This window comes from Zoogloea sp., from assembly GCF_017302315.1.
Lineage (GTDB): Bacteria > Pseudomonadota > Gammaproteobacteria > Burkholderiales > Rhodocyclaceae > Zoogloea.
In genome coordinates this window covers 1-14,873 of record NZ_JAFLDT010000035.1, presented here as the reverse complement: position 1 = coordinate 14,873, position 14,873 = coordinate 1, and the positions used below count along the sequence as shown (strand labels likewise).

The window sequence follows — 14,873 nt, the reverse complement described above, 5'->3', positions numbered from 1 at the left end:
AGAGCATGAAAGTGAATCTCGTGAAGGCCGCCCCCTGGCTGGTGGTGGCCGGCATGTTCCTGCTGTGGGAGCTGATCTGCGTGGGCTTCGCGGTGCCCGAGTTCCTGCTGCCCGCACCCAGCGCCGTTTGGAAGGTGGGCGTCGAACAGTTCGAGCCCATCATGATGCACGCCACCCAGACCTTCATCACCACCCTGGCTGGTTTTGCCATCGCTGTGGCGGTGGGGCTGCTGATCGGCATGGCGGTGGGTTCCTCGCCCCTGCTCTATCGGGCCATGTACCCGCTGCTGGTGGGCTTCAACTCCATCCCCAAGGTGGCCTTCGTGCCGGTGCTGGTGGTGTGGTTCGGCATCGGCACCGTGCCGGCCATCCTTACCGCCTTCCTGATCTCCTTCTTCCCCGTGGTGGTCAACGTGGCCACCGGCCTGGCCACCCTGGAGCCGGAGCTGGAAGACGTGCTGCGCTCCCTCGGCGCCTCGCGCATCGACATCCTCGGCAAGGTCGGGCTGCCCAGGGCCATGCCCTACTTCTTCGCGTCCCTCAAGGTCGCCATCACCCTGGCCTTCGTGGGCTCGGTGATCGCCGAGACGGTGGCCTCCAACCTGGGCATCGGCTACCTGATGATGTCGGCCAGCTCGTCCATGAACATGCCCCTGGTTTTTGCCGGCCTGATCGTGATCGGCGTGATGGGGGTGGTGATGTACGAACTGTTCGCCTTTGTCGAGAAGCGCATGACCAGCTGGGCACACCGCAAGCCCGACGGCGCCGCGTAACGCGGCCGGGAGAGGCAAGGTCAGGCCGGTTCGCCGAGCTTCTCCCGCAGCAGGGGTGTGATCTCTGCCAGCCAGGCATCCAGCCGCTCATTGGTCAGCATGCCCTGGGTGCGCTCGTCGATCACCAGGCCGACGAAGCGGCCATCCTGGACCGAGGCAGACTGCTCGAAGGTGTAGCCTTCGGTGCTCCAGCTGCCGACAATCTCCGCCCCGAAGCCCTTGAAGACCTCGTACAGCCGGAACAGGGAGTTGGCGAAGCGCTCGGCGTAACGCTCCTGGGCACCCAGGCCGAAAAAAGCGATCCGCTTGCCCGAGAAGTCCGGTGTGCCCGCCTTGGCCAGGAACTCCTCCCAGCTCGCCTCCTGGCAACCGGCAGTGCGCCCCGGGATCGCCCCCACGCCATAGCTCGGCGTGCCGAGAATCAACGCATCGTACTGCAGCATGTCGTCCACGCTGATGCGGTTCACGTTCAGGGGTTTGGCGGCGATCCCGTCGCCGAGCTTGCGCTGGATCTTCTTGGCGATCAGGCGGGTGGTACCGGTTTCGGTGCCGAAGAAAATGCCGATGGTTTTCATGGTGTGTGTCGCAAAGGCGACAGGGAGAGGGAAATGCCGGCAGATCAAGCAGAATGCGTGCCGCTGCCCCCCCCCCGCCGGCACCCGCACCGGGTTGACCTCTCCACTGGCTCGGCTATAATCCGCCCCCTTCTGCGCCCTTGGATTTCAGGGAAACGCGGCCTTCCAGCCAGAAAGCCGCCCACGCAGGGATGCCTTGGTGGTGAAATTGGTAGACACGCTATCTTGAGGGGGTAGTGACGCAAGTCGTGCGAGTTCGAGTCTCGCCCAAGGCACCAATAGCTGTTCCGAAGTAGTCCGATGCAGTATCAAAGCAGGCCGGCAAGCCCAGAGAAATCGAGGGTTCCGGCCTTTTTTTGCGTCCTCTCTTGTGTTCTTTCGCCGACCGAATCCCGATCCGGCGGCGGTTCCCGTCATTCCTCCAGCATTGCCAGGAACCTCATCCGTGCCTGTTCCAGTTCGGCCTTGCCAAGGCCTTCCGTCAGGCGCAGGGCGGTGGCGTGATAGGCCTCGAAGGCGGCTAGTACCCGCGCTTCATCCAGTTGCCGTGTTGCGGCCGGTGCTGGTGGCGGGGTGTGGCCGTCTACCGGGCGCAGCACCGCATGGCGCGGGATCATGCGTTGGCCGCCCTTCTCGGCGGTCGCGGTGATGGGGCCGGTCTTGGTGTAGATCTGGCCGTCGTATTCGAAGCGGGCGCCGATGGGGAGGAGATTGATCTTCATGGGTGGGGCCGTGGGTCAAGGAGGGCGGGATTCCGGTGCCTGCAGGGGTTCAATACCCCAGTGCCCGCCCGATGAAGTTCTTCGGTACGCGGGCCTTGGGCACCTTCATGTTGAACCAGCTGCGCACGTCCTCGTCCAGGCCGATGCCGTGCATGTAGTTGTAGAGGGCCTTGTTGAGGGCCACGCCGAGGGCGTCGTGGTCCACCCCGGTGGGGTCGATGAAGCCCACGTCGTTCTTGGCGAAGCTGATGGGCGGCAGGGGCTTGAGCTTCACGCCGTACTCGTCGGGGTTCTGGCCCACCGGCGAATGCACGGTGCACACGAAGCGGTGGAAAAAGCCCGACTGGATGCAGCCGGCGTCGAAGAGCTGGCGCACGTATTCCAGCGCATCCACGGTGTCCTGCACGGTCTGGGTGGGGAAACCGTACATCAGGTAGGCGTGCACCAGGATGCCGGCGTCAGAGAAGCCCTTGGTGACCCGGGCCACCTGATCCACCGAGACACCCTTCTTCATCAGCGTCAGCAGCCGGTCGGAGGCCACCTCCAGCCCGCCGGAGATGGCGATGCAGCCGCTGTCGGCGAGCTGCTGGCAAAGCTGGGGGGTGAAGGATTTTTCGAAGCGGATGTTGCCCCACCAGGAGATCGACTGATTGCGCCGCTGCAGCTCCTCGGCCAGGGCTTTCAGGGCCTTGGGCGGGGCCGCCTCGTCCACGAAGTGGAAGCCGGTCTGGCCGGTTTCGGCGACGATGGCCTCGATGCGGTCCACCAGCAGCTCGGCGCTGGCCCCGTCGTAACGGCCGATGTAGTCCAGGCTCACGTCACAGAAGCTGCACTTCTTCCAGTAGCAGCCGTGGGCCACGGTGAGCTTGTTCCAGCGCCCGTCCGACCACATGCGGTGCATGGGGTTGAGCATGTCGAGGATGGACAGGTAGCCATCCAGGGGCAGGCCGTCCCAGGTGGGGGTACCGACCTCGGCAAAGGGCACGTCCGGTTCCACCAGGTTGATGTAGCGCACCACGCCCTCCTCGCGCACATAGGTGCGCACCAGGCGCGAACGTCCGCGCTTGCCGTCCAGGTGTTCGAGCAGGGCCAGCAGGGGGCGCTCGCCGTCGTCCAGGGTGACGTAGTCGAAGTAGTCGAAGACGCGGGGTTCGCTGAGCTCGCGCAGCTCGGTGTTCACAAAGCCCCCGCCCAGCACGGTGACGATGGCCGGGTGGGCGGCCTTGAGGGTCTGGGCGATGCGGAAGGCGGCGTACACCGAGCCCGGGAAGGGCACCGACAGCAGCACGACCTGGGGCTGGTGGCGGGCAATGGTCTCCAGGGTGAGGGCCTTCAGCTGCGCATCCACCAGGGTCGGCGGGGCGGCCAGGGCCGCGGCCAGGGGGGCGAAGGTGGGCTGGGCCATGGCCAGGGATTCGGCGTAGCGCACGAACTCGAAGCGCGGGTCGCCGGCTTCGCGCAGCACGTCGGCCAGATCGTTGAGGTAGAGGGTGGCCAGGTGGCGGGCCTTGTCCTGCACGCCGAGGGCGCCGAAGGCCCAGGCCAGGGGGTCGCCGCCGTCCGGGTCGTAGTAGGCATCCAGGGAGGCGAAGCGCGGCCCTTCGGGCAGAAAACTGCGGCTGGCGATGCGGTGGGCCAGGGTCGGGTCGCGGCCCTGCAGGAAGGCGATCACCGGCCCCACGGTGGCCCGGTAGCGGGCAAAGGCGGCGTCGAAGGTGGCCAGGGTGGCCGAGCGCTTCCTGCCCGGCAGGGCCTGCATTCCCTCGCGCAGGGCATCCAGGCCGGCCGGGGAGAACAGGGCCAGCACCAGTTTCAGGGCCAGGTCGTCCTGCACCGCGTCCACGCCGCGGCTGCGCAGAAAGCCGGTGAGATAGGCGGTGGACGGATAGGGCGTGTTGAGCTGCGTCATCGGCGGGATGAGCGACAGCACGCGCGGGGCGGCCCGGGGTGTCGCCGGGGCGCCGGTGGTTTCGGTCATGGTTGGTGTCCGGCCCGCGGGCCTGCAGGGGTGAGGCCGGAATGATAGCGGGGATGGCCCGCCGGGCCGAGTCCCTGCGCTTGTCAGTCCGCCGTGCGGTGCCGGTAGGCCAGGCCCGCCGCCACGGTCAGCAGGCCGCACAGCACCAGGGTTGGGCGAACGCCGAAGGCATGGGCCAGGCTGCCCACCACAAAGCTGCCCAGGGGCGCCACGCCCAGAAAGGCCATGGTGAACAGGGCCATCACCCGGCCCCGGAAGGCGTTGTCCACCCGGGTCTGGATCAGCGTATTGCTGCCCGCCACGGTGATGATGATGACGAGGCCCAGGGCCAGCAGCACCGGCACCGCCATCCACAGGGCCGGAGACAGGGCGAACAGGGCCACGCAGACCCCCACCGCGGGTGCCGCGAGGGCCACCTTGCGGGTCAGGCCGGTGGTGTCCTGGCGGCTGGCCAGGTAAGCGCTGCCGAGCAGGGAGCCGGCGCCCGAGCAGCCCAGCAGCAGCCCGTACAGGCGGGCGTCACCGCCGAAGATCTCCCGGGCGAAGAGCGGCATCAGCACCACGTAGGGCGCGGCCAGAAAGCTGACGGTGGCCACCAGCAGCAGCGAGGCGCGGATCTCCGCCTGCCCAGCGGCGTAGGCCAGGCCCTCGCGCAGGGCCTGGAGGGGCGGTGCCGGGGGCTTGCGCGCCTCGCCGGCCGGCAGGCGGATGGCCAGCAGCGCCAGCAGCACGGCCAGATAGGACAAGCCGTTGAGCAGGAAGCACACCGCCTCGCCGGCCAGCGCCACCACAAAGCCGGCCAGGCTCGGGCCGACAAAGCGCGCCGCGTTCATCAGGAAGGAGTTCAGGGCGATGGCGTTGGGCAGGTCGGCCTTGTTGTCCACCAGCTGCACCGCGATGGCCTGGCGGGTCGGCACGTCCAGCGCATTGATCAGGCCCAGCCCAAAGGCCAGCGCGATCAGGTGCGCCGGTGTGGCGCTGCCCTGCCAGGCCAGCACCGCCAGCCCGAGGGCCTGCACCATGGACAGGGCCTGGGTGGCCAGCAGCAGGCGCCGCTTGTCGAAGCGGTCGGTGATCACCCCGCCGATGGCGCTGAAGACCAGGATCGGGATCTGGCTGGCAAAGCCCACCACGCCCAGTATCAACGCCGACCCGGTGAGGCGGTAGGCCAGCCACACCATGGCCACCTGCTGCATCCAGGTGCCCGCCAGGGAAATCAGCTGGCCGGCAAAGTAGATGCGGTAGTTGCGGGACTCAAGGGCACGGAGGATGGGCGGCATGGAGGGCGGCAGAACGGGGTGGTGCCCGAAGGTAGCCCGGCTGGCGGACGAAGGAAAGCCCATCCGCCCCGGCAACCCGTCATCCGGAGCATGCTATCTTTCCCTCATACCCATCCTTTTGACATGCACAGGGAGATCTCCATGCAGTGGTATCTGAAAGCACTCAAGCAGTACGCCGACTTCAAGGGGCGTGCCCAGCGCAAGGAATACTGGATGTTCACCCTCTTCAACCTGATCATCATGGTCGTGCTGCAACTGGTGGGCGGCGGTGGTGAGGGCGGCATGGGCGACGTGCTGTCGGGCATCTACAGCCTGGCCGTGCTGCTGCCCAGCGTCGGCGTCACCGTGCGCCGCCTCCACGACATCGGCAAATCCGGCTGGTGGGCCCTGCTGATGATCGTGCCCATCATCGGTGCGCTGGTGCTGATCTACTTTGCGGTGCAGGACAGCCAGGAGGGGAGCAACGAGTATGGGCCGAATCCGAAGGGGGCTGGCTTGCCGATGTGAGTTTGGATTGGAGGGCAGTTGAGCCTTAAGCTGACGGCCCGACAGAGTTTTGTCGTACCTGCAGTACTTCGATATTCTTGATGGCTGTGCCATTTGTGCTGCAATGCATGCAAATGGCACAGCCATTTTTCCACTGTCCTGATGCAACGTACCTCCCCAATGAACTCCACCGAACAGCAGTTCTTCCAAGACCTCGAAAAAAAGCTCTGGACTGCAGCCGACAAGCTGCGCTCCGCCCTGGATGCTTCGGTCTACAAGCACGTGGTGCTGGGTCTTATCTTTTTGAAGTACGTGTCTGACGCGTTCGAAGAACGGCAGAAAGAACTGCGCGAGCAGTTCCAGAACCCCGACCACGACTACTACATGGCCCCCGACGAATACGGAGGCGCTGGCACGGAAGAATACAAAGCCAACCTCGCCGCCGAGCTGGAGGTGCGCGACTACTACACCGAGAAAAATGTCTTCTGGGTGCCGTTTGAAGCGCGCTGGCAGACCCTGCGCGACCTGGCGCAACTGCCGTCCGGCGACGCCCTGCCGTGGAACGTGCCGGGCAAGGACACACCGGAAAAGATGCGCACCGTCGGCTGGCTCATCGACAACGCCATGGAGGCCATTGAGCGCGAGAATGCCAAGCTCAAGAACGTGCTCAACAAGAAATTCGCAGAAACCCAGATCGAAAGTCACAAGCTGGCCGACCTGATTGCCCATTTCTCCGACACCAACTTCAGCCAGCCCAGCTACAACGGCCAGCCGCTGAACCTGAAGAGCAAGGACATCCTCGGCCACGTCTACGAATACTTCCTCGGCCAATTCGCCCTGGCCGAAGGCAAGAAGGGCGGCCAGTACTACACCCCCAAGAGCATCGTTACGCTGATCGTCGAGATGCTGCAACCCTTCAAGGGGCGGGTTTACGACCCAGCCATGGGCTCCGGTGGCTTCTTCGTGCAGAGCGAGGAGTTCATCGAGAACCACTCCAAGAAGCACGCCAACGCAAAGGAGCACACCAAACAGATCAGCGTCTACGGCCAGGAAAGCAATCCCACCACCTGGAAACTGGCTGCTATGAACATGGCCATCCGCGGCCTCGATTTCAACTTTGGCGGCCAGCCCGGCGACACCCTGCTGAACGACCTACATCCAGACTTGCGCGCCGACTACGTGATGGCCAACCCGCCCTTCAATATGAAGGAATGGTGGAACGTCAAGCTGGAGAACGACCCGCGCTGGATCGCAGGCACGCCACCGCAAGGCAATGCCAATTTTGCTTGGCTGCAACACATGCTCTACCACCTGGCCCCCGCCGGCAGCATGGCGCTATTGCTGGCCAATGGTTCGATGAGCAGCAACACCAACAACGAGGGCGAAATCCGTAAGCAACTGGTCGAGCGTGACTTTGTGGAATGCATGGTCGCGCTGCCTGGCCAGCTGTTCACCAACACCCAGATCCCGGCCTGCATCTGGTTCCTCACCAAAGACAAGGCCAACGGCTTCAACCTCGACAAGAAGAAGCGCGACCGCCGTGGTCAGTTCCTTTTCATCGACGCCCGCCAACTGGGCTACATGAAGGATCGCGTGCTGCGCGACTTCACGCCGGTCGACATCGAAAAGGTGGCCGACACCTTCCACGTCTGGCAGCACGGCGAGGGCTACGCAGACGTTCCGGGCTTTTGCTACTCAGCGTCGCTTGCCGACATCCGCAAGCATGAGCATGTGCTGACGCCGGGGCGTTATGTGGGCACCGAGGAGCAGGAGGAAGACGGCGAAGCCTTTGCCGACAAGATGGCGCGGCTGACCGCTCAATTGGCGGAGCAGTTTGCAGAGAGCACCAAGCTGGAGGGCGAGATCAAGAAGAACTTGGCGGGGTTGGGCTATGGCTTCTGACGTTGACTGGAAAGAAGTCTCGCTCGGCGAAGTGATCGAGCTGAAACGCGGCTACGACCTGCCCAAGGACAAGCGCACTCCTGGGAGCGTTCCCATCGTTTCCTCATCTGGCGTGAGCGATTTTCACGCAGAGGCCATGGTCAAAGGTCCCGGAGTGGTAACTGGCCGATACGGTACGATAGGTGAGGTGTTCTACGTTAATGAGGACTATTGGCCGCTGAATACGACTCTCTACGTCCGTGACTTCAAGGGCAACGATCCTAGGTTCATAAGTTACTTCCTGAAGACCCTCGACTTTCAGGCCTACTCAGACAAGGGTGCAGTACCTGGGCTAAACAGGAACCACCTACATCTCGCGAAAGTCCGCCTTCCCGGGAAATCAGCTCAAAGGAGCATCGCCAGGGTTCTGAGCTGCCTTGACTCCAAAATCGACCTCAACCGCCGCATCAATCAAACCCTCGAAGCCATGGCGCAAGCCATCTTCAGATCGTGGTTTGTCGATTTTGATCCGGTCAAAGCCAAGATGGCAGCCCTCGCCGAAGGCCGCGACCCGCTGCGTGCCGCGATGAGCGCCATCAGCGGCAAGGCCGACGCTGAATTCGATGCTTTGCCGCCCGAAGCCTTCGAACAACTCGCCGCCACGGCCGCGCTGTTCCCGGATGAGATGGAAGAGTCGGAGTTGGGACAGATTCCGAAGGGGTGGGCAGTTCATTCTGCTGAATCCCTAGCAGAAGTCGGCATTGGCAAAACCCCACCGCGCAAGGAACCGCAATGGTTCACCGAAGGTGACGGAGATTGGCGCTGGGTGTCCATCAAGGACATGGGCGCAAGTGGTGTTTTTCAACAGAAGTCTTCGGAATTCCTCACAGCTGAAGCAGTCTCGCGTTTCAATGTCAGGGTTGTCCCAGACCGAACGGTGCTGCTCAGCTTCAAGTTGACCATAGGCAGAGTCGCTATCACTGAAGGACCGATGGTGACGAATGAGGCCATCGCGCACTTCAAGTTGCCCAACGATGCTGCAATTTCATCTGAATATTTATATCTATACCTGAAGAGCTTCGATTACTCGACCCTCGGTAGCACCTCCTCCATTGCTGATGCGGTTAATTCGAAGACTATTCGCGGATTGCCAATTGCTGTAGCGGAACGCACCCTTATTGTGAGATTCACGAGGACAGTTGTTCCACATTTTGAGGAAATGCGAAGCCGGCAGAATGAGATTGCATCGCTGTGTGCAACACGCGATGCGCTGTTGCCCAAGCTGCTCTCTGGCGAGATTGAGGTGCCCGCATGAAGCATCTCAAGCCGATATTCGCTGATGCACTTGCGCAGGAGCAGAATCTTTTTGTCGATAGAGGGCGGGTGCACATACGAAACAAGCACTGGGCACCCGATGAGATTCTGGAAGGGTTGCTTGACCCTGACGCCTACAACGATCTGTTTCTGGATTGGGTCCTGGAACGCAAAGAAGAGCTCATCGAGTCTGCAAAGACCATACTGGATGAGTACGGCCTGCAAGACAGATTTGGTAAGCTCAAGGAGGTCTACGGTCGAGGCGCTGTAGTGCCATTCGTCGGTGCAGGCTTGTCGGTATCAAGTGGCTATCCCGGATGGACTGCTTTCCTCAGGCAACACGTCCGTGAGACAGCCATAACTCCTGACGAATTCGATCAGATTCTGCGCGCTGGTCAATATGAGGAAGCGGCCCAAAGGCTGGCTGATGCGCTTGGCCCCGCTTTCAACGAAGCAGTGGAAAATGCTTTCGGTCGTTCACGCGACATCTCCGGCTGTGTGCAACTGCTTCCATACGTCTTTGACTCTTGTGTAATCACGACGAATTTTGATGACGTCACGAAACGTTGTTACGAGTCAGCTGGAAAGCCGTTTTCGGAAGAATTGTCAGGTGAGCACTCTAGAGAGCTTCCAAGGAAGCTGGCCGAAGGCAAAAGGATATTGCTCAAGTTGCACGGAACATCCACTAGTCCACGCGGCCGGATTCTGACCGCAGCCGAATACCAGCAACACTACGGTGACGGCGATAATTTACAAAGAGCAATCGAAGCAATCTGCTCCAGAACTTTGCTATTTATTGGCTGCAGTCTTACGGTCGACCGCACCCTCACGGCGATAAAGTCATTTGTACAAGCTAATGGGCACGACAACATCGCACGGCACTATGCATTTTTGCCTGCGCCGAATAATGACGTGGAGAAGAATGCTTGTCGGGATGCGCTGGTCGCTTGCAATGTCTATCCGATTTGGTATCCGGCGGGGGCGCATGATGAGTCTATCGAGGCGCTCCTACTGGCATTAATGGATGAGTAGTTCGGCGATGAAACCACTCAAGCCTTGGCTCACATTCGCAGACCAACTGCTGCAGCTGCAGAGCCGTGGCTTGCAGGTCGACAATCCCGCTGCGGCGCTCGATTATCTAGAGCGCTTGGGCTACTACCGCCTGAGTGGTTACTGGTATCCCCTGCGCGCCATTGATCCGGTGGCGTCCATGGCACAGGGCAAGGCGGTGCGGCTAGACAGCTTTGTGCCGGGCTGCTGCTTTGAAGACGTGGTGCGTCTGTATGTGTTCGACAAGAAGCTGAGGTTGCTGGCCTTGGATGCACTGGAGCGCATCGAGATGGCGGTGCGCGTGGATGTGGCGCATTTGCTGGGCCAACGCGATTCGCGTGCCCACGAGAACCCGGCATGCTTGCACGGCAATTTTACGAAAAAGGTGATCGCCAGGGGGGCGGACGCAGGCAAGACGCAGCACCAAGTCTGGCTGGCCAAGTACCAGTCCATGCTCTACCGGGCGCGCAAGGAGCCCTTCGTTGCGCACCATCAGCAGCAGTACGGGGCCTTGCCGATCTGGGCGGCCATTGAAGTGTGGGACTTTGGTCTGCTGTCCAAGTTGTTCGCCGGTATGCAGTACGCTGATCAGCAGACGATTGCAGCCTTGTACGGCGCACCATCAGGCCAGGCATTCGCGCAATGGCTGCGCAGCTTGAACTTCATCCGCAATGTGTCGGCGCACCACAGCCGCCTGTGGAATATCAACGTGCTGGAGCTGTCCTCTGTTCCCGCTGGTTGGCCCGCCGCCCTGAACAGAGCGAAGCCGTTTTTCTACTTCTGCCTCATGCAGCTGTTGCTGCGCGTGATCTGCCCGAATTCGAGCTGGGGGCAGCGCTTCAAGAACCTGCTGGCAGATGAATTCCCCGTGGTGGCCAACCAGACTATCTCGCTGTTGGAGCTGGGGGCGTTTCCGGGTTGGGAGGGGTGGGCGCTATGGCCGCAGCCGTGATGACTCAGGTGGGCCACAAATGAAAACCGACGCGTACACAGAGTGCAGAGGCGTCGGTCATATTGAGCGAAATGATAGGCCTGCCGACCACTATGGTCAAGCTCGGCGTGGGCGTAGTCGCCATTTCATCGCAAATGGAGGGCGTTTCCAATGCCAGAGCTACTCATTGATTTAGAACGAATTTCTTATTTCATCGCAAACCGAGCCGGTTGCCAGGCAGCCCTGAATGGCTCAGGGGTTCCAACATGCTGAACGAACAACAACTCGAAGACCTCTGCCTGGGCTGGTTCCAGGAGGCTGGCTGGCGTTTCGCCCACGGCCCGGGCATTGCGCCGGACAGCAGCATGCCAGAGCGCACCGACTACCGGCAGGTTGTTCTGCGCGAACGTCTGCTGAGCGCGTTGGCCCGGATCAACCCGCAGATTCCACCGGCCGCACTGGAGCAGGCCGCGCATGCGCTGCAGATGGTGAGCGAACCGCAGATGGTGGTGCGCAACCGCAGCGTGCATCGCCTGTTGCTGAGCGGGGTGATGGTGGAGTTCGCGGTGGGCGATGAGAAGAAGACCGACCTGGTGCACTTCATCGACTTTGCGCAGCCCAGCAACAACGACTTTCTGGTGGTGAACCAGTTCACCATCACCGGCACCAAGCAGCCACGCCGGCCGGATGTCATTGCCTTTGTGAATGGCTTGCCGCTGGCGGTGGTGGAGCTGAAGAACCCCGCCAACGAGCAAACCGATGTGTGGGATGCCTTCAACCAGCTGCAGACCTACAAGGACGAGATCGGCGACCTGTTCAACAGCAATGCCGCCCTAGTGGTGAGCGATGGCTGGACAGCGCGCGTGGGCTCGCTTACGGTCAATGCAGAGCGCATGCTGCCCTGGCGCACCATCGCCAACGAAGACGACCGGCCGCGCCTGCAGATGGAACTGGAAACCGTGGTGCGTGGTTTCTTCAAGCCCGAGCTATTTCTGGACTACGTGCGCCACTTCGTCTTGTTTGAGCAGGACGGCGACCAGATCATCAAGAAGATTGCCGGCTACCACCAGTTTCACGCAGTGCGCGAGGCAGTGCGCGCCACGGTGATTGCCGCGCAGGATGTCGGCAAGGGCCTGCTGGAGGTGCACGAAGAACGCGCCACCTATGGCAAGGAGGTCAAGCCGGGTTCGCGCAAGGCGGGCGTGGTGTGGCACACGCAGGGATCGGGCAAGAGCATCACCATGGCCTGCTATGCGGGCAAGCTGTTGCAACAGCCCGAAATGAAGAACCCGACGCTGGTGGTGGTGACCGACCGCAACGATCTGGACGGCCAGTTGTTTGCGACCTTCAGCGCTGCCAGTGATCTGCTCAAGACCACCCCGGTTCAAGCCGGAGACCGGGACGAACTGCGCGAAATGCTGGCTTCACGCGAAGCGGGGGGCATCATCTTCACCACGGTGCAGAAGTTCGCGCTGCTGGAGGGTGAAGAGGCACATCCGCTGCTTTCCGGTCGCACCAATATCGTGGTGATCTCGGACGAGGCTCACCGAAGCCAGTACGGCACCAAAGGGCGGTTGGATACCAAAACCGGCAAGTATGTGTTCGGCTATGCCAAGCACCTGCGCGACGCCCTCAAGAACGCCACCTTCATCGGCTTCACTGGAACGCCGATTGCGCTGGAGGACAAAGACACGCGTGCCGTGTTTGGTGACTACGTCAGCATCTACGACATCCAGGATGCGGTGGACGATGGCGCCACGGTGCCGATCTTCTATGAGAGCCGCTTGGCCAAGCTGGACGTGAACCAAGCCGAGATCGACACACTCAACGAGCAGGTCGAGGAAGTTGTCGAAGACGAAGAGGACATCGCCAACCGCGAAAAGACCAAGAGTGAATGGGCCGCGCTGGAAAAGCTGGTTGGCTCCGAACCTCGGCTGCAGCAAGTGGCCCGCGACCTGGTTGAGCACTTCGAGGCGCGCGTTTCGGTGGTGGACGGCAAGGCCATGATCGTGTGCATGAGCCGGGACATCTGCGTCCAGCTTTACAACGTCATTTGCCTGGGTGACGAGAACAACCCTCCACTATGCCCGCAATGGCATAGCACCGATCCGGAGCAAGGTGCCATCAAGGTCGTGATGACTGGCTCGGCTGCTGACAAGGGATTGCTGCAGCCGCACCTTTACAGCAAGCAGGTCAAAAAGCGCCTGGAAACGCGCTTCAAGGACGCGAAAGACCCGCTAAAGCTGGTGATCGTGCGCGACATGTGGCTGACGGGATTTGATGCGCCGTGCTGTCACACCATGTATATCGATAAGCCCATGAAGGGCCACAACCTGATGCAGGCCATCGCCCGCGTCAACCGGGTGTTCAAGAACAAGCCGGGCGGCTTGGTGGTCGATTACATCGGGATTGCCAGTGAATTGAAGGCCGCGCTCAAGATCTACACCGATGCCAAGGGGAAGGGCGACCCAACACACAACGCTGCCGAAGCCCTGGCAGTGCTGCTGGAGAAGATGGACATCGTGCGCGGGATGATGCACGGCTTTGACTACAGCGCGTTCGAGACCCAGGCCATCCCATTGTTGGTCCCTGCGGCCAACCACATTCTGGGCTTGAAGGATGGCAAGACACGCTTCCTCGACACCATGGTGGCGGTGGCTAAGGCCTTTTCGCTGTGTGGCACCCTGGATGAGGCTGGAGCCCTGCGCAAGGAAATCGCCTTTTTCGCGGCGATCAAAGCGGCCATCGCCAAATTCACCACGGTGGACAAGAAGCGCAGTGATGCCGAGAAGAACAGTGCGCTCAAGCAGATTCTGGATAACGCCATCATTGCCGATGGCGTGGCCGATGTGTTTGCGTTGGCAGGTTTGGACAAGCCGAACATTGGCTTGCTCTCGGACGAGTTCCTCGAAGACGTGCGGAAGATGGACAGCCGTAACTTGGCAGTCGAGCTGCTGGAAAAGCTGCTACGCGATGAAATCAAGGCGCGTGCGCGTAACAACGTGGTGCAGGAGAAGAAGTACGGTGACCGCTTGCTGGAGACGCTGCGCAAGTATCACAACCGGGCAATTGAGACGGCCCAGGTTATAGAAGAGCTGATTCAGATGGCCAAGGAGTTTCAGGCCGCGCTGGCACGGGACGCGGCGCTCGGTCTGGGCCACGATGAGATCGCCTTTTATGATGCATTGGCCAACAACGAAAGCGCAGTGCGCGAGTTGGGCGACGAAGTGCTCAAGAAGATTGCCATTGAGATCACGGAGAAACTGCGCGCCAGCACAACGGTGGATTGGCAGGTGCGTGAAAGCGTGCGAGCCAAGATAAGGATCCTGGTACGTCGTACTCTTCAGAGGTGGAAATATCCTCCCGATCTTCAAGCTGCAGCAGTTGAGCTGGTATTGAGCCAAGCTGAGTTGCTGGCTGGCGAATGGTCTAAGTAGGCTGCTCGGCAGCGGGCCACACTCGCTCCCAATCACGCGTTTTGCCACCACTCAGGGTGACTCCCTCAGGGGCATTGGCACGAATGGCCTTTCGGCGAGGTGGGTGGAGCCAAGTCGCTTGTTGTTTCGACGACCTTGATTTGGCGCAAAACGACGTTTATCGAGCAAGCTTGAACCAAAGCTATGGGCCAAGCTGAACGGGGGGACTTGCACGCCCCTGTTACGAAACACTTTTTGTTTGGCTCGTCTCGTTTGCATGATCCAGAAATAAGCCATAGACGAGACTTCAATCTGCACCCTTGCAGGACTTGCCAAACAAAGTCCGTCGCCTGCCGGCCTCAGCCTGGCGAAGCCCTCTCCCCCATCACATGCGTCGCCACCACGCATCTCTCATCCCCCAGGATCATCAACGCGAACAGCCTTTCCGCCAGGCTGTGGGTGTTGTC

11 protein-coding genes and 1 tRNA gene are annotated in these 14,873 nt (G+C 61.3%); 8 read left to right on the top strand and 4 right to left on the bottom strand.

Translation table 11 applies throughout. The features are described from left to right. The first annotated feature begins 5 nt into the window (after positions 1-5). Positions 6-773: an ABC transporter permease gene (locus tag J0L98_RS11845; protein WP_296411996.1), complete on the top strand. Its 768-nt coding sequence runs from the start codon at positions 6-8 to the stop codon at positions 771-773. Positions 774-793: 20 nt separating this feature from the next. Here the strand turns inward: J0L98_RS11845 and J0L98_RS11840 are convergent, their stop codons facing one another. Then, a complete protein-coding gene (locus J0L98_RS11840; RefSeq protein ID WP_296411995.1) occupies positions 794-1,348 on the bottom strand; it encodes a flavodoxin in 555 nt (184 codons plus the stop codon). 193 nt (positions 1,349-1,541) lie between these two features. Between J0L98_RS11840 and J0L98_RS11835 the strand changes: the two genes are divergently transcribed. After that, positions 1,542-1,626, top strand: a tRNA-Leu gene (locus J0L98_RS11835). A gap of 135 nt (positions 1,627-1,761) precedes the next feature. Here the strand turns inward: J0L98_RS11835 and J0L98_RS11830 are convergent. The 3 genes from J0L98_RS11830 to J0L98_RS11820 all read right to left on the bottom strand — a co-directional run bounded on the left by J0L98_RS11830 (position 1,762) and on the right by J0L98_RS11820 (position 5,328). After that, a complete protein-coding gene (locus tag J0L98_RS11830; protein WP_296411994.1) occupies positions 1,762-2,070 on the bottom strand; it encodes a hypothetical protein in 309 nt (102 codons plus the stop codon). A gap of 49 nt (positions 2,071-2,119) precedes the next feature. Then, the gene (locus tag J0L98_RS11825) at positions 2,120-4,048 is read right to left on the bottom strand and encodes a radical SAM protein (RefSeq protein WP_296411993.1); all 1,929 of its coding nucleotides are present in this window, start codon (positions 4,046-4,048) and stop codon (positions 2,120-2,122) included. Positions 4,049-4,131: 83 nt separating this feature from the next. Further along, positions 4,132-5,328 (bottom strand): MFS transporter, encoded by a 1,197-nt coding sequence (locus tag J0L98_RS11820; protein ID WP_296411992.1) that lies wholly within the window; start codon positions 5,326-5,328, stop codon positions 4,132-4,134. Positions 5,329-5,451: 123 nt separating this feature from the next. Between J0L98_RS11820 and J0L98_RS11815 the strand changes: the two genes are divergently transcribed. The 6 genes from J0L98_RS11815 to J0L98_RS11790 all read left to right on the top strand — a co-directional run bounded on the left by J0L98_RS11815 (position 5,452) and on the right by J0L98_RS11790 (position 14,427). Further along, the gene (locus tag J0L98_RS11815) at positions 5,452-5,835 is read left to right on the top strand and encodes a DUF805 domain-containing protein (RefSeq protein ID WP_296411991.1); all 384 of its coding nucleotides are present in this window, start codon (positions 5,452-5,454) and stop codon (positions 5,833-5,835) included. Between the two features lie 141 nt (positions 5,836-5,976). Continuing rightward, complete coding sequence (locus J0L98_RS11810) at positions 5,977-7,716, top strand: class I SAM-dependent DNA methyltransferase (RefSeq protein WP_296411990.1); 1,740 nt, start codon at positions 5,977-5,979, stop codon at positions 7,714-7,716. Further along, positions 7,706-9,010, top strand: coding sequence for a restriction endonuclease subunit S (locus J0L98_RS11805; RefSeq protein ID WP_296411989.1), 1,305 nt, complete (start codon positions 7,706-7,708; stop codon positions 9,008-9,010). Before J0L98_RS11810 ends, J0L98_RS11805 begins: the two co-directional genes overlap by 11 nt. Continuing rightward, positions 9,007-10,041: an SIR2 family protein gene (locus J0L98_RS11800; protein ID WP_296411988.1), complete on the top strand. Its 1,035-nt coding sequence runs from the start codon at positions 9,007-9,009 to the stop codon at positions 10,039-10,041. Before J0L98_RS11805 ends, J0L98_RS11800 begins: the two co-directional genes overlap by 4 nt. Before the next feature lie 7 nt (positions 10,042-10,048). Next, positions 10,049-11,011 (top strand): Abi family protein, encoded by a 963-nt coding sequence (locus J0L98_RS11795; protein ID WP_296411987.1) that lies wholly within the window; start codon positions 10,049-10,051, stop codon positions 11,009-11,011. A gap of 245 nt (positions 11,012-11,256) precedes the next feature. After that, positions 11,257-14,427, top strand: coding sequence for a type I restriction endonuclease subunit R (locus tag J0L98_RS11790; protein ID WP_296411986.1), 3,171 nt, complete (start codon positions 11,257-11,259; stop codon positions 14,425-14,427). Positions 14,428-14,873 lie beyond the last annotated feature (446 nt).